Genomic DNA, 25,424 nt, shown 5'->3' with positions numbered 1-25,424 from the left:
TTTTAGGGAGGCCGCAATGTCTGATTATCAAATGCAAGAAGTCCGGGTCAGCCGGATTGAGACGATTACCGCGCAGGTAAAATGCTTCACCTTAACGGCGACCTCAGGCGAGTCGCTGCCTGCGTTTCAGGGTGGCAGCCATGTTATCGTGCAGATGCGCGATGGCGAGAACCTGTACAGCAATGCGTACTCGCTGATGAGTTCACCACGCGATACGCGCGCCTATAAAATCGCCGTACGCCTGGAGGAAGCGTCCAAAGGCGGCTCACGATATCTGCATCAAAACGTGAAGCCCGGCGACACACTCACGATCTCCACACCAAACAATCTCTTCGCCCTCGCCCCTCAGGCACAAAAACATCTGTTGATTGCCGGAGGTATCGGCATCACACCGTTTTTATCGCAACTCCCGGAGCTGGAACAATCTCAGATGCAATGGCAACTGCACTATTGCTCTCCCAGCCAGGAGACCTGCGCGTTTCATGACGAACTCATGCAACACCCCAGCGCCGATCGCATTCATCTGCACCTGTCGAACGCAGGCACCCGCCTCGATTTAGCCCGTCTGCTGGCAGATGTTGAACCCGGCACGCATATCTATACCTGTGGCCCTGCGGTGCTCAACGATGCTGTCAGAGAAGCGGCTTCCCGCCTTGGGCTGGACAGCAATACGCTACATTTCGAACAATTTGCCGTGGAAGAGAAAGGCGGCGACGCCTTCACTCTGGTGCTGGCGCGTTCCGGGCGCGAGTTTGTGGTCCCGGAAGAGATGACCATTTTGCAGGTTATCGAAAATAACAAAGCCGCCCGGGTTGAGTGCCTGTGCCGGGAAGGTGTTTGCGGCACCTGCGAAACGACGATTCTGGAAGGGGAAGCGGATCACCGCGATCAGTATTTCAGCGACGACGAAAAAGCCAGCCAGCAAAGCATGCTCATCTGCTGCTCGCGCGCCAAAGGTAAGCGCCTGGTGCTCGATCTGTAGCGTTGCGCAGGCCGGGTCAGCAAACGCGCGACCCGGCGAGCCTGGTGACTTACTGCGGGTATTCCTGCAGCAGCGCGTTGAGGCGATCGGACATCAATTCGCCACGCCAGCCGGAAACCAGCTCAGGCAGGGATTGCTGCGGCTTTAATTTCCAGTGCCAGTTGAGCAACTGGTTGATCTGGCGACGCGAAGCAAGCAGTTCGACGCTGAGATTATGTTCCGCACTCACCTCGGCAACCAGCGCTTTGATGGCTTTGAACGCCTTGCGATACCCTGGCATATCCATCAAATTCAGCAGCGGCTGCGGCAGCGACTCTTCCGGTAAAGCCTGGGCCTTTTCCACCAGGGCGATCAGCGTTTTACCGTGGAAACGAATTTCGCTCCCGGAAAGACCCAGGCTATCCAGTTCACCCAGGCTGCCCGGCATATAACGCGCCACCGCCCACAGGTGCTCTTCACGCACCACGAAGTTTACCGCCAGATCGCGCTCGCGTGCTTTACGCAGTCGCCAGTCGGCAAGCAGTTGCAGGCAGGCTAGCTGACGGGTGCGCAGTTGCCATGCGTTGGTGATGTCACGCCAGGCGTCTTCCGGCGCCAGAATCTCCTGGCGACGCTGCTGCATTAAGCGGCATTCGTCCAGCGCGGCTGGCAGCCAGCCGCTGGCTTCGGTTTCAGCCATCAGTTTTGTGGTGATCGGTAACAGATACCAGACGTCAGCCGCCGCGTATTCGCACTGACGCTCGGTCAGCGGTCTGGCCAGCCAGTCGGTACGCGATTCACTTTTGTCGAGCGCCACCCCCGTAAACTCTTCCACCATCGAGGCGAAGCCCCACGACAGCGGACGACCGCAAAACGCGGCCAGGATTTGTGTGTCAATTAACGGCTGCGGAAGTTCGCCAAAAGCGTTGAGAAACACTTCCAGGTCTTCACTTCCCGCATGCAGGAATTTGGTGATGGCGGTATCACGCAGAATATCGCGCAGGGGCGACCAGTCGGTGATCCCTAGTGGATCAATCAGAGCAACGTGTTTGCCATCAAAGAGTTGGATCAGCCCCAACTGCGGATAATAGGTACGTGTGCGAACAAATTCGGTATCCAGGGCTATCGCCGGAAATTCACGGACGGCTTCGCACAGCGTGGCTAACGCGTCGTCCGTGGTGATCATTTGATAATTCAAATCGTGCTCTCTTAGGTTTGCGCCAAAAAAAACGCCGGTTTACCCGGCGTTTTCTGCTGGCTGACTTAACGCTCAGCCTTTATTGTCCACTTTGGCGCGCGCTTCGTCACGTAATTCTCGTCGCAAAATTTTACCGACGTTAGATTTCGGCAACTCGTCGCGAAACTCCACCAGCTTCGGTACTTTATAGCCCGTCAGGTGACGACGGCAGAAAGTGATAAGCACCTCATCAGTTAACGAGGCATCTTTCTTCACCACGAAAATTTTCACCGCTTCACCGCTGCTGCCCGACGGAACGCCGACCGCAGCCACTTCCTGTACGCCAGGATGTTGCATAACCACGTCTTCAATTTCATTTGGATAGACGTTGAAGCCGGACACCAGGATCATATCTTTCTTACGATCGACAATACGCAGGAAGCCTTCATCATCCATCACCGCAATATCGCCGGTGTGCAGCCAGCCGTCTTTAACGATTTCGTCGGTGGCGTCTGGTCGCTGCCAGTAGCCCAGCATCACTTGCGGACCTTTCACGCACAGTTCGCCCGGTTCTCCCGGCGGCACTTCGTTATCGTCGTCATCCACCAGTTTGACCTCGGTGGAAGGAACCGGTAACCCGATACTGCCGCTGTGGTAGTCGATATCATGAGGGTTGACGCTCACCAGAGGGGCACACTCCGTCAGGCCATAGCCTTCCAGCAGATACTGACCGGTCAGCTTTACCCAACGTTCAGCTACCGCCTGTTGAACCGGCATCCCGCCGCCAGCCGAAAGGTGTAGTGACGAGAAGTCCAGTTGTTGGAACTCTTTGTTATTCAGCAGCGCGTTAAACAGCGTGTTGACGCCGGTCATGGCGGTGAACGGATACTTCGCCAGCTCTTTTACCAGTCCCGGAATATCACGCGGGTTGGTAATCAGCAGGTTTTGACCGCCCAGCTCAATAAACAGCAGGCAGTTCATCGTCAGTGCAAAAATGTGATACAGCGGTAGGGCCGTCACCACCAGTTCTTTACCCGGATGCAGCAACGGGCCATAAGTGGCGTTAACCTGCTCAAGGTTAGCCAGCATGTTACGGTGCGTAAGCATCGCGCCCTTCGCCACACCGGTAGTCCCCCCGGTATATTGCAGGAACGCCAGATCTTCCGACACTACTTCGGGTTTCACATACTGCATGCGATAACCGTTTTGCAGCGCGCTACGAAAAGAGATGGCATCCGGCAGGTGATATTTCGGTACCAGACGCTTGATATACTTGACGACAAAGTTAACCAAGGTCCCTTTGGCGGTCGACAGCTGATCGCCCATACGCGTCAGGATCACGTGTTGCACCGACGTTTTGTCGACGACTTTTTCCAGCGTGTGGGCAAAGTTAGACACGATGACAATCGCCGACGCGCCGCTGTCGTTGAGCTGATGTTCCAGCTCGCGAGGCGTGTACAGCGGGTTCACGTTCACGACGATCATGCCGGCACGTAAAATCCCAAACAGTGCGACCGGATATTGCAGCAGGTTCGGCATCATCAATGCGACGCGATCGCCCTTCTTCAGCCCGAGTCCCTGTTGCAAATAGGCCGCAAATGCCCGGCTACGCTCTTCAAGCTTGCGGAAGGTCATCACCTCCCCCATGTTTACAAACGCGGGCTGATCGGCATACCGTCTTACTGAGTGTTCAAAGAGTTCCACCAGGGATTGATAACGGTCAGGATTGATCTCCGCAGGAACACCAGCGGGATAACGGTTAAGCCAAACCTTTTTCAATACATCACCTCTAAAATGCGTATTCGTCGTCATCACAACCCCAGGCAATAAACAAACTGTTAACATAATATTAACTCAGCGTACCAGTTTGTTTATTACACAACGACAAGGTTGCGAAGCACGTCACTATTTATTTTTCTTATATCCACGTTAATGCAGAAACAGCGGACGAGCCGCTGTTTCTTTTACTCATAAAACAAAGAGTTACTCAGTTACTATGGTCTGAACCTGTGCCGGGCCGGGATTGTACCATCCCCATCCGCCGTAGCCACCGTAAGGCCAGCCACGCGCACCGTAGAACCAGGGGTCGATCGGCTGAGGCGGCATAACAATTTGCTGAGTAATATGCCAGCGTTTATAGCCAGTTACCTGCATCAGCATGAATTTATACGGTGTATTACCGATTTTTCCATCCACAGTACCGCTAATCGGACCGACGACGGTAACCAGTTGACCGCGGAAGTCCACCGGGTCGAGGAAACCATTTACATCAGCATAAATTCGCCCGCGGGAGGCTTCGCCCAGCACCGGTCGCGCCCCGCTATCAAGAGGAACAGTGGCAATTTCCAGACGGGATTTCCCCTGCTGGTTCTGAATATCCACCACTTTACCGCCGAAACGCGCTTCCTGTCCGACATACAGCTGCGGGGCATTCATCACCCGCACCAGATCCTGCTGCGGCGTAGGGCTCGAACCTTTAATCGCGTCCGGGATGGTGACACAACCGCTAAGCATTAACGCGAATGCGCCCGCCAACACACCTTTCAATAACTGCTTTTGCACCGCCATATTGCGACTCCCTTTTCTTAGCTTCTGCCCCGACCAATTCACCATGCTGCGCACTGACGGCTGTGCGAATTGACCAGGGATGTACTACTAAGATTCATTCTTTACCGGGAAGTTTCTTCCATGCCACGGTGTTACGTAAATAAACCGGTTCCGCATGTTCAACCGCCACGGTCTTACCGGCAGCCAGCATTTGCGTGGCAACAGGCAGCATATCTTCAGCCGCCGGAAGCAAAACGTCGCCATCGCTCAGCGTCAGACCGCTGTCTTTACCGAGCTCAGGCCAGGCAGGCCAGCCCGTTCCGACCGTTACCCACTCGCCAGACAGTTGCAGTAAACGCGCATGCACCTGCTCGGGGGTTAGCACCGCTTCGGTTTCTTCACCGTGCCAGTTGCCGTTCTCATCACGCAGGTATTCGGCCCAATAGACTTCGCCCATTCGCGCGTCGATCGCGGCCAGTACGCGGGTCGCGCCCGACTTACGCCAGGCTCCCTGCGCCATTGTTGCCAGGGTGGAAATGCCGATCATCGGTAAATTCGCGCCTAACGCCAGCCCCTGAGCAATGCCAATCCCAATACGTACACCGGTGAAACTGCCAGGACCGCGACCAAACGCCAGAGCGTCGATATCGGTTAACGTGAGATCGCCAGCGGCCAGGATTTCCTCGACCATTGGTAAAATTCGTTGGGTGTGTTCTCGTGGGCAAAGCTCGAAATGAGCCTTGGTAGTACCGTCATTCCACAGGGCAACAGAGCACGCCTCTGTGGCGGTATCGATAGCCAGAATTCGCATGGGTGTTTGTGATCAGGTCAATAAATTTGGCGCGCATCTTACCACACTCCGTAACAAATTACTCAGTCGTTGGTATGGCAAGAAAACGAACAGCGCGAGCAATATCACGCGTCCGCGGCGCAGGCGGAAGGCTTGCCAGGAAAGTAGCACCGTAAGGTCGCATCACCAGACGGTTGTCGCAAATCACCAGCACCCCGCGGTCGTCAGCGTCACGAATCAGACGCCCCACGCCCTGTTTCAGGGTGATTACCGCATCCGGCAACTGAACGTCTTCAAACGGATCGCCGCCGCGCAAACGGCAGTCCTCCATCCGCGCTTTTAACAGCGGATCGTCGGGCGAGGTGAACGGCAGTTTATCAATAATCACCAGCGACAACGTATCGCCACGCACGTCCACCCCTTCCCAGAAGCTGCTGGTGGCAACCAGTAACGCATTACCTGCGCTGACAAACTGCTGTAACAGTTGCCCTTTACTGGTTTCGCCCTGCAGCAGCACGGGAAGGGTCATGGTGGCGCGGAATTGTTCCGCCAGATCGCGCATCATCGCATGCGAGGTACACAGCATAAAGCAGCGCCCGTTGTTCGCTTCGATAATAGGACGCAGCATGGATGCCAGCTGACGCGCCGCTCCCGGTTGGTTGGTTTGCGGGAGATTACGCGGCACGCACAGCAGCGCCTGGCGGGTGTAATCAAATGGACTTGGCAGCAGCATCGACTCGGCATCTTCAATACCCAGCCGCGCGGTGAAATGATGAAGATCATCGTTTACCGACAGCGTCGCGGAGGTAAAAATCCAGCAGCCCGGCTTCTGTTCCATCACTTCTTTGAATTTATCCGCCACCGTGAGCGGCGTCAGCGCAAGGGTGAAATGGCGCGAGGTGCATTCATACCAGTAGCTGAAACCTGGCTGGTTGATCTCTTTCAGGCGCTTCAGACGAGTACGGTAAAGCGTGGCACGTTCAAACGCGGCATCCAGCAAGGCGGAACGTCCGAGAGACAGTTTCGCCACGTCGTAACACAGCTCCAGCGTGTCATCGAGCAACAAAAACGCGCGCTGCACGCGCGGGTCGGCCAGCAGTTCCCGCAAGTTTCCTCGATAGCCCGGCTCACCCAACTGCAGGCGGAAGTCCTGCGCGCTTTGCGCCAGTCGGTCAGCGCATTTTTGAAGCTGCTGAGTGTCTTTCAGCTCGGTGCGATAGGCAATGGTGATGTCTTTCGCCAGATCCAGCAGTTGGCGACTGGAGAGCGATTGACCAAAGTATTGGCTGGCGATATCCGGTAACTGATGCGCTTCATCGAAGATCATCACTTCAGCTTCCGGGATCAGCTCGCCAAACCCACTCTCTTTTACCACCATATCAGCGAGAAACAGATGGTGGTTTACCACGACGACATCCGCATCCATCGCCTTCTTGCGCGCTTTAACGACAAAGCACTCTTTGTACAGCGGGCAGTCGCTCCCAAGGCAATTATCGTTTGTGCTCGTCACCAGCGGCCAGGCCTGAGAGTCTTCCGCCACGCTGACGCAGGTGCTGATGTCTCCATCAAGGGTTTGATTTGACCAGGAGCGTAGCAGAATGACGTCACTTAAAGTCTGTACCGGCAGGTCACCGCCCGCCAGCGCCTGTTGTTCGAGACGCTCAAGACACAGATAGTTTGAACGCCCTTTCAGCAGCGCCAGTTTACCCGTGAATTCCAGAGCCTTCGCAACGGTGGGTAAATCGCGGCTGTATAGCTGATCCTGCAACGCCTTCGAGCCCGTGGAGACGATCACTTTCTTTCCGGCACGCAGCGCGGGGGCAAGATAAGCGTAGGTTTTACCTGTTCCTGTTCCGGCTTCGACAACAAGCGGCTGTGATTTTTCGATAGCATGGCTGACGGCGAAGGCCATCTGCCGCTGTGGTTCACGCGGTTTAAAACCGGGTATCGCTTTAGCCAACTGACCGTCTGCTGCAAAATCGTCCGTCACACTGCCCCCTGTTCATTTGAACAGGGATTATGTCAGGCCAGCGGCTCTTTCGCCAGTTGAAGAGGTGACGTGGACACAACATTATGGCAGTCTTGGCGCAACCCGAAGCCATTATGAAAAAACGTAAATGAGGAATGATTTATGACGATTGTGCGCATTGATGCCGAAGCGCGTTGGTCCGACGTGGTTATCCACAACAACACGTTGTATTACACCGGCGTACCGGAAAATCTGGATGCCGACGCCTTTGAGCAAACGGCAAATACGCTGGCGCAAATTGATGCGGTGCTGGAAAAACAGGGCAGCAGCAAGTCACGTATTCTTGATGCCACCCTGTTCCTGGCGGACAAAAATGATTTTGCCGCCATGAACAAAGCCTGGGACGCATGGGTTGTTGCTGGTCACGCGCCGGTACGTTGTACCGTTCAGGCCGGGTTAATGAACCCGAAATACAAAGTTGAAATTAAGATTATCGCTGCGGTATAAGCGGCGTTATTCGTCTTCATCTTCAAAACGCGCCACGATCCGCTCGCCGGTATGGCTGGCGCGTAATTCAGCAGCCACTTTCGTAATCGCCTCGCCACTGCTCATCCCCTGGGATATCAGTTCATGAATGCGTTCAACCGCCTGTTGCTGCTGATCGTGCGTGAGTGAAGGTAAACCTGCAATCATGGTGAACTCCTGCTAAATTATTAGCGCTAATTATTTCATGCTACCCGGCACATAGCCAGTGAAGTAGCAACGAGTCAGGACTGATGAAGACGTTATCTCCCGCTGTAATCACACTCCCCTGGCGTCTGGACGCCGCTGAGCACTATTTTGCCACATTAAGCCACCAGCCCTGGGCAATGCTTTTGCATTCAGGCCATGCCGACCATCCGCATAATCGCTTTGATATTCTGGTCGCCGACCCCATTACAACGCTGGTCACACATGCAGAAGAGACCGTTGTGCATGACCATCACGGCACTATGCAAACGGTTGATGATCCGATGACGGTTTTACGTTCGGCGCTGACATCGCTGACTATTCAGCCCGATTATAATCCCGATTTTCCCTTCCAGGGAGGCGCATTGGGTCTGTTCGGTTATGACTTAGGCCGTCGTTTTGAATCTCTGCCAACGGAAGCCGAACAGGATATCACGCTACCGGACATGGCGGTTGGCATTTACGATTGGGCGCTGATTGTCGATCATCAGTTGCAAAGGGTGTCGCTACTTAGCCACTCCGATGTACAGGCACGACGCCGTTGGCTGGAAAATCAACAGATACCCGTGCGCGAACCGTTTTCGTTAACATCCTCGTGGCAGTCCAACATGACCCGTGCGCAGTATGGTGAAAAGTTCCGTCAGGTGCAGCGTTATCTGCACAGCGGCGATTGCTATCAGGTCAATCTTGCCCAGCGCTTTCAGGCGCATTATCAAGGCGATGAGTGGTTGGCGTTTGTACGTCTCAACCATGCGAACCGCGCCCCGTTCAGTGCGTTTATACGTCTTGAGGAAGGGGCGATTCTCAGCCTTTCACCTGAGCGTTTTATTCTGCTGGAAAACCAGCACATCCAGACGCGCCCGATTAAAGGCACGCTGCCCAGACTTGAAGATGCCGATGCCGATCGTCAGCAGGCTCAATCTTTGGCGAACTCGCCAAAGGATCAGGCGGAAAACCTGATGATCGTCGATTTAATGCGTAATGATATCGGCCGCGTTGCCGAACCCGGTTCGGTACAGGTTCCGGAACTGTTCGTTGTCGAACCGTTCCCTGCCGTTCATCATTTGGTCAGCACCATTACCGCGCGTCTGCCAGAGTCATTGCACGCCACTGACCTGCTGCGCGCCGCCTTCCCCGGCGGCTCTATTACCGGTGCGCCAAAAGTGCGGGCAATGGAAATTATTGACGAACTGGAACCGCAAAGACGCAACGCCTGGTGCGGTAGCATTGGCTATCTGAGCTTTTGCGGCAATATGGATACCAGCATCACCATTCGCACGCTGACAGCCACCAACGGACGCATTTATTGTTCCGCTGGCGGTGGCATTGTGGCGGACAGCCAGGAAGATGCGGAGTATCAGGAAACGTTTGATAAAGTGAATCGTATTTTGCACCAACTGGAGAACTGACACGTGGAATACAGCAGCCTGACGCTTGATGATTTTTTATCGCGCTTTCAACTCCTGCGCCCGCAGGTTAATCATACTGCGTTAAACCAGCGTCAGGCCGCCGTACTGATCCCCGTCGTGCGTCGTGCACAGCCGGGGTTACTGTTAACTCAGCGTTCCGTTCATCTGCGCAAGCACGCCGGACAGGTCGCCTTTCCCGGCGGCGCGGTGGATAGCAGCGATGCCTCGTTAATTGCCGCCGCCCTTCGCGAAGCGCAGGAAGAAGTGGCGATCCCACCATCCTGCGTGGAGGTGATTGGCGTTCTGCCGCCGGTCGACAGCGTGACCGGTTTCCAGGTCACGCCGGTGGTAGGCATTATCCCGCCAAATTTGCCGTATCGCGCAAGTGTTGATGAAGTTTCCGCCGTGTTCGAAATGCCGCTGGCACAAGCCCTGCATTTAGGTCGTTATCATCCGCTGGATATCTACCGTCGCGGCGATTCACATCGTGTATGGCTTTCCTGGTATGAGCAATATTTCGTCTGGGGAATGACCGCCGGAATAATTCGTGAGCTGGCGCTGCAAATTGGCGTCAAGCCCTGACTATACTTATCTTTACGCACACCATAGACAACTTGAAACTCAGGTCACAACATTAGTAAAACCGCGGTTATCTATTAGTTTAATTCATGTGAATAGTTAAGCCGATCGCCGCGTTCCCTCTTACACTATGCGCAGTTATAACATCGTTACTGGAAACCCCAGTCGCCCTGTAGGAGTATTATCGTGATTAGTCTATTCGACATGTTTAAGGTGGGGATTGGTCCCTCATCTTCCCATACCGTAGGGCCTATGAAGGCGGGTAAACAGTTCGTCGATGACCTGGTCGAAAAAGGATTACTGGACAGCGTTACTCGTGTCGCCGTCGACGTGTATGGTTCACTGTCGCTCACGGGTAAAGGTCACCATACCGATATCGCCATTATTATGGGTCTGGCGGGCAATGAGCCTGCTACCGTAGATATTGACAGCATCCCCGGATTTATCCGCGACGTAGAAACGCGTGGACGCCTGCTGCTTGCGCAGGGCCAGCACGAAGTGGATTTCCCGCAGAATGACGGAATGCGTTTTCACAACGGCAACCTGCCGCTGCATGAAAACGGAATGCAGATCCACGCGTACAGTGGCGAAACCGTCATTTACAGCAAAACCTACTACTCCATCGGCGGTGGATTCATCGTTGATGAAGAACATTTTGGTCAGGATGCCGCGGGCGAGGTCAGTGTGCCTTATCCGTTCAAATCCGCCACCGAAATGCTGGAATACTGCAACAGCACCGGCCTGTCTCTCTCTGGCATGGCGATGCAGAACGAACTTGCTCTGCACAGTAAAAAAGAGATTGAAGAGTACTTTGGTAACGTCTGGCAAACCATGCAGGCTTGTATCGATCGTGGTATGAACACCGAAGGCGTGCTGCCGGGTCCGCTGCGCGTTCCTCGTCGTGCTTCAGCCCTGCGTCGTATGCTGGTTTCCAGCGATAAGCTGTCCAACGATCCGATGAACGTGATCGACTGGGTGAACATGTTCGCGCTGGCAGTTAACGAAGAAAACGCCGCGGGTGGTCGCGTAGTTACTGCGCCAACCAACGGTGCCTGCGGTATCGTGCCTGCGGTACTGGCCTATTACGATCATTTCATCGAGTCCGTAAGCCCGGATATCTATACCCGTTATTTCCTGGCGGCCGGCGCGATTGGCGCGTTGTATAAAATGAACGCGTCTATCTCTGGTGCAGAAGTGGGTTGTCAGGGTGAAGTGGGCGTAGCCTGCTCCATGGCTGCCGCGGGTCTGGCTGAACTGTTAGGCGCGAGCCCTGAGCAGGTGTGTGTTGCTGCTGAAATCGGCATGGAACATAACCTCGGCTTAACCTGCGATCCGGTGGCGGGACAGGTACAGGTTCCGTGCATCGAACGTAATGCCATTGCGTCAGTGAAGGCGATCAACGCTGCGCGTATGGCAATGCGCCGTACCAGCGCTCCGCGCGTCTCGCTGGATAAAGTCATTGAGACCATGTACGAAACAGGTAAAGACATGAACGCCAAATACCGTGAAACGTCACGCGGTGGCCTGGCAATCAAAGTTCAATGTGACTAATACTTATTTTTCGCCCATCTGCGACGGATGGGCGAATTTGCCCCCACTCCCTCGTCTGGCGTAATTTTCCCCACTACACTTGCTCTGTTGCTGTTGGCTACTGTGACCAACGGCTTATCGGGCGGCCCGCATGCAAACAGCGCAAAGGATCATCAAGAACTATCGCCGGAATCGCTTAATCGTCTGCACATTATGTGCACTACTGACGCTCATTCTCACATTAACTGTCCGATTTATTTCGGAGCGTAATTTAAATCATCGCAATACCGTTACCTTTGCCAACCACGCCGTTGAAGAGTTGGATGACGTGCTTTTGCCCCTACAGACCGGACGCGATGTACTGCTACCGCTGATTGGGCTTCCCTGCTCAGTCGCGCGTTTACCTCTGAGTAAGCATGCAGCCAGACTGCAAACGGTACGTTCTATCAGCCTGATTCAGAGCGGGGTCCTTTATTGTTCCAGCATTTTTGGCTATCGCAATGTGCCTATTCGCCAACTGGAGCCTGAATTACCCAGTCGGGAGCCGCAATTGCTGCTGTCTACCGACCATTCGTTGATTAAGGGCAGTCCGATTCTGACGCAATGGTATCCAGCATCTGCCGATGGCTCAGATGGCGTGCTGGAAATCGTTAACATTGATTTATTATCGTCCATGTTGCTTGAACCCCAGCCACCGCAAATTACCCATGCCAGCTTAACCGTCGGTAATCGCCATTTGCTATATGGACAAGGTGTTGTCGATACGCTACCTGAACTGGATAATGAAAAACGCTACCAGCTCTCATCGCAACATTTCCCCTTTACTATCAGCGTCACCGGTCCGGGGGCCAGCGAACTGGCTATAAAACATTTGCCAACACAACTGCCGCTGGCGGTGATCCTAAGTTTTTTAGTGGGCTACCTGGCATGGTTGGCGACCGCCAGCAGAATGAGCTTCTCCTGGGAGATAAATCTGGCCCTTGCTGCACGGGAATTCGAGCTGTTTTGCCAGCCGCTACTTAATGCGCAAACCCAGCAATGTATGGGAGTGGAAATCCTTTTACGCTGGAATAACCCGCGCCAGGGTTGGATCTCTCCCGAAGTGTTTATTCCCATCGCAGAGGAGCACAACCTGATTGTGCCGCTTACCCGTCATGTCATCGCAGAAACCATTCAGCAACGGCACGTATTCCCGATGAGCAGCCAGTTTCATATTGGGATTAATGTTGCCGCCAGCCATTTTCGTAACGGTACGCTGCTAAAAGATCTCAACCAGTACTGGTTCAGCCAGCACCCTATTCAGCAGTTGGTTATCGAACTCACCGAGCGCGATGCGTTACTGGATGTGGATTATCGGGTCGTGCGCGAGTTAAATCGGCTTGGCGTAAAGCTGGCAATTGACGATTTCGGCACCGGCAACAGCTCGCTCTCCTGGCTGGAAAAGCTTCGCCCGGATGTGCTGAAGATTGATAAATCATTTACCTCGGCAATCGGGACAGACGCCGTGAACTCAACCGTCACAGACATCATTATCGCTTTGGGGAAAAAACTGAATATCGAACTGGTGGCGGAAGGCGTTGAAACACAGGCGCAGGCACAGCATTTGCGCCGACACGGCGTACATTTATTGCAAGGCTTTTTGTATGCAAAGCCGATGCCGCTGCGCGATTTTCCCAAATGGCTGGCGGGCAGCACGCCGCCGCCCGCCCGGCATAACGGGCGACACAGTATGCACGTTATGCCGTTTCGCTAACCCCGCTTACTCGTCTTCGTCGTGAGCGGGTTGTTCTTTAACAATGCGAACTAAATCCACACGATAGTCATTGGCTTCGACAATCGTAATGCTCAACGGTGCAACATCGATAACATCACCTACGCGTGGAATATGGCCGTTAGCGGCAATGACTAAACCTGCCACCGTGGCGATGTCTTCATCTTCATTCACTAACGTATCCACGTCCAGCGCCTGTTGCAACGCATGCAGATCGGTACCACCTTTCACCAACCAACCGCCTGCATCAGCAATAATTTCAGGCGTTTCATCGGCATCCGGGAATTCACCGGCAATAGCTTCTAATACGTCCAACGGCGTGACCAGACCCTGGACTACACCAAACTCGTTAGTGACGATAACAAAGCTGCCGCGGGCGCGTCGCAGAACACCTAACAGATTGATAGGATCCAGCGTTTCCGGGACAATAATAGCCGGAGACGCAGAGGCAATGGCCGCCACATCCACACCGTCTTCCAGCGCGACCAGCAGCTCTTTAGCACGCACAATACCGATGATTTCATCCAGTTCGCCACGACACACCGGGAACAGGCTGTGTGGTGACGAGAGCAATTGCTCGCGAATTTCCTCCACGCTCAGGTCTGCATCAACCCAGCTAATTTCGCCACGAGGCGTCATAATGCCACGTAATGAACGCGACGCCAGAGACAGGACGCCGTTGATCATATAGCGTTCTTCTTCCACAAATGCGCCTTCCGGGACGGGAACCGGCACCGGGTTGTCGGATTCCATCTGCGCGCTGGCCTGACTTTTACCCCCCATCAGACGCAGGATTGCATCGGCAGTGCGCGCACGCAGCGGCAGCGTCGACTGGTGGCGAATAAAGTTCCGACGGGCAATCTGGTTAAACAACTCAATGATGATTGAGAAGCCAATCGCCGCATACAGATAGCCTTTCGGAATATGGAAGCCGAACCCTTCGGCAACCAGACTCAGACCGATCATTAACAGGAAGCTCAGACACAGCACCACCACCGTCGGATGTTGGTTCACAAATCGTGTCAGCGGCTTAGAAGCCAGCAGCATCACGGCCATAGCAATCACGACCGCCGCCATCATCACCGGCAGATGGTTGACCATACCGACCGCCGTAATAACGGCATCCAGCGAGAACACCGCGTCGAGGATGACAATCTGCGTCACAACAACCCAAAAACTCGCATACCCTTTTGCCTGGCCGGTATCATGTTCACGGTTTTCCAGCCGCTCATGCAGCTCTGTCGTGGCCTTGAACAAGAGGAAAATCCCCCCCAGCAGCATGATCAGATCGCGCCCCGAGAACGAGTAGTCCATTACCGTAAATAGCGGCTTAGTTAGCGTCACCATCCACGAAATCACGGACAACAAGCCCAGGCGCATAACCAGTGCCAGTGACAAACCGATTAAACGCGCTTTATCTCGCTGTTTTGGCGGCAGCTTATCAGCCAGGATCGCAATGAAGACCAGGTTATCAATACCCAGAACAATTTCGAGAACGACAAGCGTGAGCAAACCCACCCAAATCTGCGGGTCCATTAATAATTCCATGACAAGCTCCTGCTTAAGGAATGACCAAACTGCGCGCTGAGGATCTCAGGCGTTGAAGCGATATGCAGAGAAAATTTGTGGCAAAAAGTGCCAATCTGACAGGCTTGATACGGCCTGATAGTGAAATGACGTCGGTGACGATCCATATGGTGAGCTACTGCCCTATACTCCTGAGTAATTAAACCGATGCTAAACATAACAGAGACAACTGTTTTTTAGCAAAGATTTACCTTCCTTTGCAATAAGTTGTTTCGGAGATATTTTACCCTTCGAAATTTCTTTTCATCGGAAGTTAAATTACGGATCTTCATCACATAAAATATTTTTTTCGATATCTAAAATAATTCACGAAAATCATAGGTTTTTCTTTGTAACCCTTATCTGAATCGATTCGATTGCGGACGACGATTCAAATACATCTTCACGTTGATGTGTTAACGATAATAAAGGAGGTAGCAAGTGACCATTGCTATTGTAATAGGCACACATGGTTGGGCTGCAGAGCAGTTACTTAAGACAGCAGAAATGCTGTTAGGCGAGCAGGAAAACGTCGGCTGGATCGATTTCGTTCCAGGCGAAAATGCCGAAACGCTGATTGAAAAGTACAACGCTCAGTTGGCAAAACTCGATACCAGTAAAGGCGTGCTGTTTCTCGTTGACACATGGGGAGGCAGCCCGTTTAACGCTGCGAGCCGCATTGTCGTCGATAAAGAGCATTACGAAGTCATCGCCGGTGTGAACATTCCCATGCTGGTTGAAACCTTCATGGCGCGTGATGACAACCCCAGCTTCGATGAATTAGTAGCACTGGCCGTTGAAACCGGTAGCGAAGGCGTGAAAGCGCTGAAAGCAAAACCGGTGGAGAAAGCCGCTCCAGCCCCAGTCGCGGCGCCAAAAGCAGCAGTTCCCGCCAAACCGATGGGTCCGAACGATTATATGCAGATCGGCCTGGCGCGTATTGATGACCGCTTAATCCATGGTCAGGTGGCAACTCGCTGGACCAAAGAAACCAACGTAACACGCATTATCGTCGTCAGTGATGAAGTTGCCGCCGATACCGTGCGTAAAACGCTGCTGACCCAGGTTGCACCTCCGGGTGTGACGGCGCATGTGGTTGATGTCGCGAAAATGATCCGCGTCTACAACAACCCGAAATATGCAGGTGAGCGTGTGATGCTGTTGTTTACCAACCCGACCGACGTAGAACGTATCGTTGAAGGTGGTGTGAAAATTACCTCTGTAAACATTGGCGGTATGGCTTTCCGTCAGGGTAAAACGCAGGTAAACAACGCAATTTCTGTCGATGAAAAAGACATCGAAGCCTTCAAGAAACTCAACGAACGCGGTATTGAGCTCGAGGCTCGTAAGGTTTCTACCGATCAGAAACTGAAAATGATGGATTTGATTGCCAAGGTGAAATAACGCCCTGGCATTTACTTAGTTTTCACACTTAAGTCTGTATAGCAATAGGAGAAGTACAATGGAGATTACCACTCTTCAGATTGTGCTGGTGTTCATCGTCGCATGTATCGCGGGTATGGAGTCGGTACTCGATGAATTTCAGTTCCACCGTCCGTTGGTGGCCTGTACGCTGATTGGTGCCGTTCTCGGTGATATGAAAACCGGTATCATCATCGGTGGTACCCTGGAAATGATCGCCCTGGGCTGGATGAACATCGGTGCTGCGGTTGCACCTGATGCCGCACTGGCCTCAATTATCTCTACCGTTCTGGTTATCGCGGGTCACCAAAGCATTGGTGCAGGTATCGCGCTGGCTATCCCACTGGCAGCAGCAGGCCAGGTACTGACCATCATCGTTCGTACTATCACCGTAGCATTCCAGCACGCAGCGGATAAGGCGGCAGAAAACGGTAACCTGACGGCGATCTCCTGGCTGCACGTATCCTCCCTGTTCCTGCAGGCTATGCGTATCGCTATCCCAGCGGTAATCGTGGCGATTTCTGTTGGTACCAGTGAAGTTCAGAGCATGCTTAATGCCATTCCGGAAGTTGTGACCGGCGGTCTGAACATCGCAGGGGGTATGATCGTAGTGGTTGGTTATGCGATGGTCATCAACATGATGCGCGCAGGCTACCTGATGCCATTCTTCTACCTCGGCTTCGTCACCGCGGCATTTACTAACTTCAACCTGGTTGCTCTGGGTGTGATTGGCGCAGTAATGGCTATCCTCTACATTCAGCTGAGCCCGAAATATAACCGCGTAGCCGGTGCACCTGCTGCTGCGGCTGGCAATAACGATCTCGATAACGAACTGGACTAGCAGGTGAGCGAAATGGTTGATATGACTAAAACTACCACCGAGAAAAAACTCACTCCGAGTGACATTCGTGGCGTGTTCCTTCGTTCTAACCTGTTTCAGGGTTCCTGGAACTTCGAACGTATGCAGGCGCTGGGTTTCTGTTTCTCCATGGTGCCGGCTATCCGCCGCTTGTACCCGGAAAACAACGACGCTCGTAAGCAGGCTATTAAGCGTCACCTGGAATTCTTTAATACCCATCCGTACGTAGCGGCCCCCGTATTGGGCGTTACGCTGGCGATGGAAGAGCAGCGTGCAAACGGCGCAGAGATTGACGATGGTGCCATCAACGGTATCAAAGTTGGTCTGATGGGACCGCTTGCAGGCGTGGGCGACCCGATCTTCTGGGGTACCGTACGTCCGGTATTCGCCGCACTCGGCGCAGGTATCGCGATGAGCGGCAGTCTGCTTGGACCACTGCTGTTCTTCATCCTGTTTAACCTGGTTCGTCTGGCAACCCGTTACTACGGTGTGGCATACGGCTACCGTAAAGGTATCGATATCGTTAAAGATATGGGCGGCGGCTTCCTGCAGAAACTGACTGAGGGGGCGTCAATCCTCGGCCTGTTTGTCATGGGGGCATTGGTTAACAAGTGGACGCACGTAAACATCCCGCTGGTGGTTTCCACCATCACCGGTCAGGATGGTCAGACTCGTGTCACCACTGTGCAGACTATCCTTGACCAGCTGATGCCGGGTCTGGTTCCTCTGCTGTTGACTTTCGCCTGTATGTGGCTGCTGCGTAAAAAAGTGAACCCGCTGTGGATCATCGTTGGCTTCTTCGTCATCGGTATCGCGGGCTACGCTGTCGGACTGCTCGGCCTGTAAGACTGTTGTACACCGCCGGGGGCTTGCCCCCGGTTTTTCTATTTAGAGGGTTGAGGATTCATGACTATCACGGACCTGGTGCTGGTTCTTTTTATCTTTTCGCTGCTGGCGTATGCCATTTACGATCAGTTCATCATGCCCCGCCGTAATGGCCCTACTCTGCTGTCTGTCGCCCTGCTTCCTCGTAGCAGAGTCGACAGCGTTATCTTCCTTGGCTTGATTGCTATTCTTATCTACAACAACATCACCAGCCACGGCGCGCAATTTACCACATGGTTATTATGTGCACTGGTATTGATGGGACTGTATCTGTTCTGGATCCGTACGCCAAAAATCATCTTCAAACAGAAAGGCTTTTTTTTCGCCAATGTCTGGATTGAATATAACCGGATTAAAGAGATGAATTTATCTGAAGACGGTGTCCTGGTGATGCAATTAGAACATCGAAGATTACTGATTCGCGTACGTAATATAGACGATCTCGAAAACATATATAAACTTTTAATTTCAAATCAGTAAGTTACAAATATAGCCTGAACTATGTTTTTTATATATCCATTCAAAAATAAACATAGCTAAGGCTATATCCCACTGCTCATAATGTTATTTATTCTAACGTTTTATTTATAAATAAATCTAAATGAAAATCGTTTTCAATTAGATACCAGATATTATTTCTGCGTTTCTTGTTTTATATTCTCAAAATATGTTAAGGTTGCGCCCGTCGTTGGGGAGTAGCCGATTTCCAGACTCCGGAAATGTACGTGTCAACATACTCGTTGAAAAACGTGGCGCGTACGGACTGATCTTACAGGTTCAGTCAGGCGAGACCATAGGCACATCAACTGCAATGCATACCTGAATGGCGCTGTATTTACAGTGATTCCAGCCTGTATGCATGGTTACTGGGGGCAGTGATGTGTGTTATGGATACCCCGGTCAGGACGCTGTTATGAATCTCACCGCTACTGTTCTTCTTGCTTTCGGCATGTCGATGGATGCTTTCGCTGCATCAATTGGCAAAGGTGCCACCCTGCATAAACCCAAATTTTCTGAAGCACTGCGCACCGGCCTTATTTTCGGCGCCGTTGAAACGCTTACGCCGCTCATTGGCTGGGGCATGGGTATGCTCGCCAGCAAATTTGTACTGGAGTGGAACCATTGGATCGCCTTCATTCTGCTGATCTTTTTAGGCGGACGAATGATAATAGAAGGCTTTCGCGACGACGGGGATGAAGATGAAGAGCCACAGCGCCGCCATGGCTTCTGGCTGCTGGTCACCACCGCCATTGCAACCAGTCTCGACGCAATGGCCGTCGGGGTGGGTCTGGCTTTCCTGCAGGTCAACATTATTGCCACAGCGCTGGCCATCGGCTGCGCTACGTTGATTATGTCTACGCTCGGCATGATGATCGGTCGTTTCATTGGCCCGATGCTGGGCAAGCGAGCTGAAATTTTGGGCGGGGTGGTACTGATAGGTATTGGCGCCCAGATCCTCTGGGCACACTTCCACGGTTAATTCAGGCGCTGCCAGATATGAATACTAAAGTCTGTCTGGCAGTCAAACGTCGTTTTTCCGGCTAACGTTTCCCACACTTCCGGCTTTGCCCGCCAGGCGAACGGCGTCATTTGCAGTAACGCAACGGCCTCGCTACCTTTGAGCTGCATCTGATACCCCAGCGCAAGACTCTCTTGCAGAACAAAACCGTCCAGTTGCTCAGTGTGTGGCGCATGCAAACGCACCTCATCATAAATCAGCCCTTTCAGCTCCATTAAATGACGCGGACCCGGCGTGGCGGTAATAACCCAGCCACCCAGTTTGACCACGCGAGCCAGCTCCGGCGCTTTACAGGGCGCATAGATCCGGATGATGGCATCCATTGACTCGTCGGCAAACGGCAGGCGATGGCTGGAGGCAACGCAAAAGGTCACCTGCGGATAACGTCGGGCTGCGGCCTTAATCGCCACTTTAGAAACGTCAAGACCAAAGGTTGTACAGCCCGTCAGCGCATCGGCAAACGCATGGGTGTAATACCCTTCCCCACAGCCAATATCCAGGATCGCCGCATCTTCTGAACTCAACCTCTGGGTGAGCGCATCCACAATTGCATCGCGCAGCGGCTGATAGTGTCCGGCATCGAGAAATACCCGGCGCGCCTGCATCATCTCCGCGCTATCACCCGGATCGCGCGAGCGTTTGTGCTGAACCGGCAGTAAGTTGACATACCCTTCTTTCGCCACGTCAAACTGGTGCCGCCCAGGGCAGACAAAACTGTTATTCGCTTGAGTAAGAGGCTGGTGGCAAAGAGGACAGGAAAACGACATGACAACTCCGGCAGGTGACTTAAGGGCGCAAGTGTAACGCGAATTGCGCCCTGGGAAAATAACTTACAGCGACGGCGAGGATACGTTGCTGCCGTGCATTACCAGAAGATGATCGGAGCCGGGAGGCATACCGTCCGGCTTTACGTTTTCCAGACGCAGGACATCGCCCATTATCTGGCTGAATACCGGCGCGGAGACTGCCCCCCCATAATAAGCACCGTTTTGCGGGTTATTTATAACCACAACCAGCGCGAACTTTGGGTCGCTTGCTGGCGCAACGCCCGCCGTATAGGCCACATATTTATCGACATATTTGCCGTCATCGCCAATTTTCTTTGCCGTTCCAGTCTTAACCGCGACGCGATAATCTCTGACCGCGGCCTTGGTTCCCCCGCCGCCGGGTAGCGCGACGCTTTCCATCATATGTTCAACCTGGTGAACCAGCGCCTCCGGCATCACTCGCGTACCGATTACCGGCGGATCGATACGTGTAATAGAAAGGGGTCGATAGATACCAAAACTGCCGATGGTGGCATAGACATGCACCAGCTGGAGCGGCGTCACCATTAATCCATAGCCAAATGCGAAGGTTGCCCGGTCCAGATCGCTCCAGTAGCGGCGTTGAGGCATTAATCCGCGACTTTCCCCGGTTAAACCCAGTCCGGTTGGATCGCCAAAGCCAAAGCTTTTATAGGTATTCAGTAATTTCTGTACCGGCATCGCCAGCGAAAGGTGTGACACGCCGGTATCGCTCGATTTCTGCAAGATCCCGGTCAGCGATAGCTCCGGGTAAAATCCGACGTCGCGGATGCGATGCCCATCAACAATAAAAGGATGAGTATCAATCACGCTGTCAGGCTGTACTATCCCCTGCTGCAGAGCGGTCATAATCACCAGTGGTTTTACGGTTGAACCGGGTTCAAAGGTATCGCTAATTGCACGATTACGAAAATCATCCAGCACCGCGCCATCACGGTTATTGGGATTGAAATCGGGAAAGCTTGCCATGGAGAGTATTTCGCCGGTGGCAATGTTGACCAGCACTGCGGCCCCTGATTCCGCTTTATTCCATGTCACGGCATTGTCCAGCGCGTCTTCAGTAACCGTCTGCAAGCGCTCATCAATGCTGAGCTGTAATTCATGCGCCGGCACCGGCATCACTTCCGTAATATTTTCGATGACATGGCCAAATTTGTCTTTCCGTACCAGGCGGGAGCCAGGTTTGCCCATCAACTGGCTATTGAAGCTTTTCTCCAGCCCTTCAATCCCCTGACCGTCAATGTTGGTGAAACCAATCAGATTGGCCGCAACATGTCCGGCAGGATAAAAGCGGCGGGACTCTTCACGCAGGTTGATTCCCGGCAGATCCAGTTTGTCGACCCATTCTGCCTGCTGAGGAGAGATCTGGCGCGCCAGATAGATAAACCGCCCGGCTGGATTGCTGTTAACGCGTTCAGCCAGCGTGCTGAGCGAAATATGCAGCGTCTTGGCTAACGCCTGCCAACGTTCGTTATAGCCAACGCCACCCTTGCTGATAATCGTCTTCGGATCGGCCCAGACGGCGTTAACCGGAACGCTTACCGCCAGCGGTCGCCCTTCTCTGTCGGTTATCATTCCGCGTGGCGAAGCGATGGACACCTCGCGTAAGGAACGCATGTCTTCCTGTTTTACCAGATTCGTCGGCGTGACAATTTGCAACCACGCAACCCGCCCCAGCAGCAATCCAAGGCTCAATAATATTGCCACGCAAAGCAGGGCAAAACGTACGGGAGTAAAATTGCGTGCATCGCCGTCGTTTTTCTTTTTCACCCGATCTCCAACAAGATAGTTTTTCAGGTGTCTGATTTAACGGGAAATGCCGCAAGAAAGCGGGGAAAACTATGCTACGAACATCACGCCTTTGCAACAAAGCGCTAATGGATGGGCATTCAGTAATATTTTGACGTAATTTGAATTAAAAAGCCCCGCATAAGCGAGGCTTTATATCTGAGATGGATGCGCAAAAGCGCTTCAAATCAGTGGTGTCGATCAGATAGCTGTTACGTTAACAGCAGCCGGACCTTTCTGGCCGTCCTGAATTTCGAACTCAACGTTCTGGCCTTCAGCCAGAGTTTTGAAGCCGTTACCCTGGATAGCGGAGAAGTGTACGAACACGTCTTTGCTGCCATCAGCCGGAGTAATGAAACCAAAACCTTTAGACTCGTTGAACCACTTAACTTGACCTTTAATCTTTGCCATTTGCAAAATTCCTTAGAGTATTTTCTTCGCCCGCGGGCATAACATAGATAAAACTGAGACATTACTGCTTGAGGCACTAATATAAGGTTCGGCAGAGAAGCGGTATTCAACGTCAACGTGTTTACTCAGGACTTCTTTACTGAAAATGCCACACATAAACAGAACTGTACCTCGTTTAACCCAAAACGTGTTATCACATACAACGTTAATAATGGCAAGCCATTTTTAAACGTGTCTCGATCGGTCGCACAAATCCCGTCGTCCATCAAACAGCAACTGCACAGTTATGCGCCAGATCGAGTAGAATTATATTCTCGCCTCTCTCCCCTATCCCCGCCTGACTTGCGCCATAGCCGGGATATTTCTACCATAGCTCAATAGCTTCAGTTGTTCCAGGTTATCTGTTACGGGTTCTGCCAGATATCATTTTTTATGCTTAGTAATGCATAAAATGTCACAAGCGTAAAAATGAGATCCGCCTTCTGGTTTTGCACCAAAATAATGAAAGAATGATGACAAGGCACAAAAAAAGTAAGAGAAACGTTTCGCTGTTAATAAAACGATCGTTATCACAAAAATGACATAATCATATTTTTTACGTATGGAAGATTATATTTATATCAGACTGGGGATAAGATATTAATTAGTCGGAGCATCTGAAAATACTGAGAATAGATGACTGCCCGGCCGCCAATTACACGACGGGGACAGAAGAAAATAATCTGACGCGCTGACGACAGGATGAAGCAACTGAGAACAACAACAGCCGTTCCTCATCCTGCCATACCTTTTTACCGCTCAGCTACCAGGCGGATGATGTCATCGTCTTCATCCTTAATGGGCAGTGCAGTAGGCTCTGCTGCTTTCTCGGGTTCGTTAGCTTCGCAAAGGCGACGTAACAAAGCGTTCTGTCTTTTTTGCTGATCTAACAATGCCTCAAGCAGCTCAATCTGCTCGTTAGTACGCGAACTTGCCCGATTGATAAAAAACCAAAGAACAAGCCCAACAATCAGAACCACCACCGATACCGCTAAAGACGCAAAACTCAACGCGCCAGAATTCAAAACTTCGTTCATTTTACCACCTCAATGTAGACAGTGTAGTTTACCACTGCCGCACAAGAAGGTAATCAACTGTTGCGAAAATGCGCTTACCAGGGAATAAATTTATTGAAGGCACAAATACCGCTGAAAAATTGTACGTCCTGATCGCACATGATGTTGAACACCTGCGCCCACATCAGTATGCATACCAGTACAACAACAATCAGCACTACCCAGCGAATTTTTTTCACTCCAGCTCCACTCTTCAACTCCACATCTTATGTCTATAAATTATCATGCGTTACCTAAACCCAGCGTTAACTGTATAGGCATTCAATCTTTTTAGGAATGATTGACTTGTTTCATACCGTGTACAGGCTAATCTAATAACAATGAGAAAAGATAAGAGGTTGTAATGCGTCTGATTATCCGCGCTATTGTGTTGTTAGCTCTGGTTTGGATCGGTTTATTATTGAGCGGCTATGGAATTTTGATTGGAAGTAAGGAGAATGCTGCCGGTCTGGGTCTGCAATGCCAATATCTGACTGCCCGTGGAACCAGCACGGCACAGTACGTCCACACCAGTAGCGGTATCATTGGCCTGTCGGATTGTCCCCTGTTAAGGAAAAGCACGGTCATTATCGATAACGGCTAATAATGCAACATTACATTCGATACGTTATTTACGCCAGGTAACGTTATGACTGTTCATAAAAAACCCCAGGTACAAAATACCTGGGATTTTTAACATTCGCGATTACGTCAGATTAGAACGGATAGTCGTTATAACCCATTTGTTCTGAAATCTTGCGCGCTGCCGTATGCAGCATTGCAACATACTCGTGTAAACGCTCTTCTGAGAAACGCAGCGTTGGGAATGAAATACTCAACCCCGCAATAACCACGCCGAAACGGTCAAACACCGGTACGCCGATGCAGCGCAGGCCTTCTTCCTGTTCTTCGTTATCTTCGCCGTAACCCTGCTCACGTACTTTATCCAGCAGTACCAGTAATTCATCAGTATTCGTAATGGTACGATCGGTGCTGCGTTTGTACTCAATGCCATCCAGAATCTGCTTCACTTCATCGCGGTCACGCCATGCCAGCAGAACTTTACCGATAGCTGTACTGTACAGCGGATTACGACGACCAACGCGGGAATACATGCGCAGATTGTACATAGAGTCGATTTTGTGAATGTAGACGATGCTGTCTTCATCCAGCGCACCGAGGTGTACAGTCTCTTTGGTCAGGCGCGAAAGTTCGCGCATCTGAATGTCAGCGCTACGGATAAGATCGACGTTTTGCAACGCGCGCGCGCCCAGCTCGAATAATTTCAGGGTCAGTGAGTATTTCTCAGACTCCCCTTCCTGTGCCACATAACCCAGCGTTTTCATGGTCTGCAAAAAGCGATAAACGGTGCTTTTCGACATCATGACGCGTTGCGACAACTCGGTAATACCAATTTCGCGCTCTTCACCCAGCGCCTGCAGAATGCCAAAAACTTTCAGCACGGAAGATACAGAATCGGGTTGCTTATCCAGATCTGCGATTGCCATTTATCACCCCTTTCGAGTGTTTTATAAAAATCAGAACCGGTTTTTATTATAATTTCACGTACCAACCCTCGCAATCGCTCTTTGCTCACTTAGTTACAAATCTG

At 52.1% G+C, this 25,424-nt stretch carries 27 protein-coding genes; 12 read left to right on the top strand and 15 right to left on the bottom strand.

Going from position 1 to position 25,424, the window contains the following annotated elements:
* The first annotated feature begins 16 nt into the window (after nt 1–16).
* Nucleotides 17–982 (top strand): PDR/VanB family oxidoreductase, encoded by a 966-nt coding sequence (locus tag ABIE10_RS01130; RefSeq protein WP_049282147.1) that lies wholly within the window; start codon nt 17–19, stop codon nt 980–982.
* Between the two features lie 49 nt (nt 983–1,031).
* Here ABIE10_RS01130 and rnd read toward each other — a convergent pair whose 3' ends face one another.
* The 5 genes from rnd to ABIE10_RS01105 form a co-directional block, all read right to left on the bottom strand.
* Nucleotides 1,032–2,147: a ribonuclease D gene (gene rnd, locus ABIE10_RS01125; protein ID WP_016156789.1), complete on the bottom strand. Its 1,116-nt coding sequence runs from the start codon at nt 2,145–2,147 to the stop codon at nt 1,032–1,034.
* Nucleotides 2,148–2,231: 84 nt separating this feature from the next.
* Nucleotides 2,232–3,917 (bottom strand): long-chain-fatty-acid--CoA ligase FadD, encoded by a 1,686-nt coding sequence (gene fadD, locus ABIE10_RS01120; protein WP_141875278.1) that lies wholly within the window; start codon nt 3,915–3,917, stop codon nt 2,232–2,234.
* A 204-nt stretch (nt 3,918–4,121) separates the two neighbouring features.
* Complete coding sequence (locus tag ABIE10_RS01115; protein WP_016153384.1) at nt 4,122–4,706, bottom strand: Slp family lipoprotein; 585 nt, start codon at nt 4,704–4,706, stop codon at nt 4,122–4,124.
* A 94-nt stretch (nt 4,707–4,800) separates the two neighbouring features.
* Entirely contained in the window at nt 4,801–5,496 is a 696-nt protein-coding gene (tsaB, locus tag ABIE10_RS01110; protein WP_047500618.1) for a tRNA (adenosine(37)-N6)-threonylcarbamoyltransferase complex dimerization subunit type 1 TsaB, read from the bottom strand.
* A gap of 58 nt (nt 5,497–5,554) precedes the next feature.
* On the bottom strand, nt 5,555–7,465 hold the full coding sequence (locus tag ABIE10_RS01105; protein WP_016156792.1) for an ATP-dependent DNA helicase: 1,911 nt from the start codon (nt 7,463–7,465) through the stop codon (nt 5,555–5,557).
* A 141-nt stretch (nt 7,466–7,606) separates the two neighbouring features.
* Here ABIE10_RS01105 and ABIE10_RS01100 point away from each other — a divergent pair, with 141 nt between their 5' ends.
* Nucleotides 7,607–7,951 (top strand): RidA family protein, encoded by a 345-nt coding sequence (locus ABIE10_RS01100; RefSeq protein WP_016153387.1) that lies wholly within the window; start codon nt 7,607–7,609, stop codon nt 7,949–7,951.
* 6 nt (nt 7,952–7,957) lie between these two features.
* Here ABIE10_RS01100 and ABIE10_RS01095 read toward each other — a convergent pair whose 3' ends face one another.
* Nucleotides 7,958–8,137 carry a YoaH family protein gene (locus ABIE10_RS01095; RefSeq protein ID WP_016153388.1) on the bottom strand — a complete coding sequence of 60 codons (180 nt, stop codon included), beginning with the start codon at nt 8,135–8,137 and terminating at the stop codon, nt 7,958–7,960.
* Between the two features lie 80 nt (nt 8,138–8,217).
* On the opposite strand from ABIE10_RS01095, the gene pabB reads away from it, so the two are divergent.
* The 4 genes from pabB to ABIE10_RS01075 all read left to right on the top strand — a co-directional run bounded on the left by pabB (nt 8,218) and on the right by ABIE10_RS01075 (nt 13,444).
* On the top strand, nt 8,218–9,582 hold the full coding sequence (pabB, locus tag ABIE10_RS01090; protein ID WP_235117183.1) for an aminodeoxychorismate synthase component 1: 1,365 nt from the start codon (nt 8,218–8,220) through the stop codon (nt 9,580–9,582).
* Between the two features lie 3 nt (nt 9,583–9,585).
* The gene (locus ABIE10_RS01085) at nt 9,586–10,164 is read left to right on the top strand and encodes a CoA pyrophosphatase (protein ID WP_016153390.1); all 579 of its coding nucleotides are present in this window, start codon (nt 9,586–9,588) and stop codon (nt 10,162–10,164) included.
* Nucleotides 10,165–10,347: 183 nt separating this feature from the next.
* Nucleotides 10,348–11,712: an L-serine ammonia-lyase gene (gene sdaA, locus ABIE10_RS01080; RefSeq protein ID WP_016153391.1), complete on the top strand. Its 1,365-nt coding sequence runs from the start codon at nt 10,348–10,350 to the stop codon at nt 11,710–11,712.
* A 130-nt stretch (nt 11,713–11,842) separates the two neighbouring features.
* On the top strand, nt 11,843–13,444 hold the full coding sequence (locus ABIE10_RS01075; RefSeq protein WP_019076975.1) for an EAL domain-containing protein: 1,602 nt from the start codon (nt 11,843–11,845) through the stop codon (nt 13,442–13,444).
* A 6-nt stretch (nt 13,445–13,450) separates the two neighbouring features.
* On the opposite strand, the gene yoaE is transcribed toward ABIE10_RS01075, so the two are convergent.
* Together yoaE and ABIE10_RS01065 are read right to left on the bottom strand one after the other, a co-directional pair.
* On the bottom strand, nt 13,451–15,010 hold the full coding sequence (gene yoaE, locus ABIE10_RS01070; RefSeq protein ID WP_016153393.1) for a CNNM family cation transport protein YoaE: 1,560 nt from the start codon (nt 15,008–15,010) through the stop codon (nt 13,451–13,453).
* Nucleotides 14,998–15,156, bottom strand: coding sequence for a protein YoaL (locus tag ABIE10_RS01065; RefSeq protein ID WP_371745393.1), 159 nt, complete (start codon nt 15,154–15,156; stop codon nt 14,998–15,000). The genes yoaE and ABIE10_RS01065 overlap by 13 nt, the downstream gene beginning before the upstream one ends.
* Before the next feature lie 313 nt (nt 15,157–15,469).
* On the opposite strand from ABIE10_RS01065, the gene manX reads away from it, so the two are divergent.
* The 5 genes from manX (at nt 15,470) to mntP (ending at nt 19,674) form a co-directional block, all read left to right on the top strand.
* Nucleotides 15,470–16,432, top strand: a complete 963-nt coding sequence (gene manX / locus ABIE10_RS01060) for a PTS mannose transporter subunit IIAB (protein ID WP_047416602.1) — start codon at nt 15,470–15,472, stop codon at nt 16,430–16,432.
* A gap of 58 nt (nt 16,433–16,490) precedes the next feature.
* Nucleotides 16,491–17,291, top strand: a complete 801-nt coding sequence (manY, locus tag ABIE10_RS01055; RefSeq protein ID WP_016153395.1) for a PTS mannose transporter subunit IIC — start codon at nt 16,491–16,493, stop codon at nt 17,289–17,291.
* A 12-nt stretch (nt 17,292–17,303) separates the two neighbouring features.
* Entirely contained in the window at nt 17,304–18,155 is an 852-nt protein-coding gene (locus tag ABIE10_RS01050; protein ID WP_016153396.1) for a PTS mannose transporter subunit IID, read from the top strand.
* Between the two features lie 60 nt (nt 18,156–18,215).
* Nucleotides 18,216–18,674 (top strand): DUF986 family protein, encoded by a 459-nt coding sequence (locus ABIE10_RS01045; RefSeq protein ID WP_016153397.1) that lies wholly within the window; start codon nt 18,216–18,218, stop codon nt 18,672–18,674.
* A gap of 433 nt (nt 18,675–19,107) precedes the next feature.
* On the top strand, nt 19,108–19,674 hold the full coding sequence (gene mntP, locus ABIE10_RS01040; protein ID WP_016153398.1) for a manganese efflux pump MntP: 567 nt from the start codon (nt 19,108–19,110) through the stop codon (nt 19,672–19,674).
* On the opposite strand, the gene rlmA is transcribed toward mntP, so the two are convergent.
* From rlmA to mgrB, 6 genes are all read right to left on the bottom strand, one after another.
* A complete protein-coding gene (rlmA, locus tag ABIE10_RS01035) occupies nt 19,671–20,480 on the bottom strand; it encodes a 23S rRNA (guanine(745)-N(1))-methyltransferase (RefSeq protein WP_287108966.1) in 810 nt (269 codons plus the stop codon). The genes mntP and rlmA overlap by 4 nt on opposite strands.
* Before the next feature lie 63 nt (nt 20,481–20,543).
* Nucleotides 20,544–22,289: a peptidoglycan glycosyltransferase FtsI gene (gene ftsI / locus ABIE10_RS01030; RefSeq protein WP_429154394.1), complete on the bottom strand. Its 1,746-nt coding sequence runs from the start codon at nt 22,287–22,289 to the stop codon at nt 20,544–20,546.
* A gap of 219 nt (nt 22,290–22,508) precedes the next feature.
* Nucleotides 22,509–22,718, bottom strand: a complete 210-nt coding sequence (cspE, locus tag ABIE10_RS01025) for a transcription antiterminator/RNA stability regulator CspE (protein WP_001062678.1) — start codon at nt 22,716–22,718, stop codon at nt 22,509–22,511.
* Between the two features lie 12 nt (nt 22,719–22,730).
* Complete coding sequence (locus ABIE10_RS01020) at nt 22,731–22,874, bottom strand: DUF2627 domain-containing protein (RefSeq protein ID WP_006684179.1); 144 nt, start codon at nt 22,872–22,874, stop codon at nt 22,731–22,733.
* 635 nt (nt 22,875–23,509) lie between these two features.
* Nucleotides 23,510–23,794 carry a YebO family protein gene (locus tag ABIE10_RS01015; RefSeq protein ID WP_016156797.1) on the bottom strand — a complete coding sequence of 95 codons (285 nt, stop codon included), beginning with the start codon at nt 23,792–23,794 and terminating at the stop codon, nt 23,510–23,512.
* A gap of 74 nt (nt 23,795–23,868) precedes the next feature.
* Entirely contained in the window at nt 23,869–24,012 is a 144-nt protein-coding gene (mgrB, locus tag ABIE10_RS01010; protein ID WP_016153402.1) for a PhoP/PhoQ regulator MgrB, read from the bottom strand.
* Between the two features lie 164 nt (nt 24,013–24,176).
* On the opposite strand from mgrB, the gene ABIE10_RS01005 reads away from it, so the two are divergent.
* Nucleotides 24,177–24,416, top strand: coding sequence for a YobH family protein (locus ABIE10_RS01005; protein WP_016153403.1), 240 nt, complete (start codon nt 24,177–24,179; stop codon nt 24,414–24,416).
* Nucleotides 24,417–24,528: 112 nt separating this feature from the next.
* On the opposite strand, the gene kdgR is transcribed toward ABIE10_RS01005, so the two are convergent.
* Nucleotides 24,529–25,320, bottom strand: coding sequence for a DNA-binding transcriptional regulator KdgR (kdgR, locus tag ABIE10_RS01000; protein ID WP_003833778.1), 792 nt, complete (start codon nt 25,318–25,320; stop codon nt 24,529–24,531).
* Nucleotides 25,321–25,424: the final 104 nt, after the last annotated feature.

This window comes from Citrobacter sp. 506, from assembly GCF_050434985.1.
GTDB lineage: Bacteria > Pseudomonadota > Gammaproteobacteria > Enterobacterales > Enterobacteriaceae > Citrobacter > Citrobacter braakii.
This window is presented reverse-complemented; position numbering and strand designations above follow the sequence as displayed.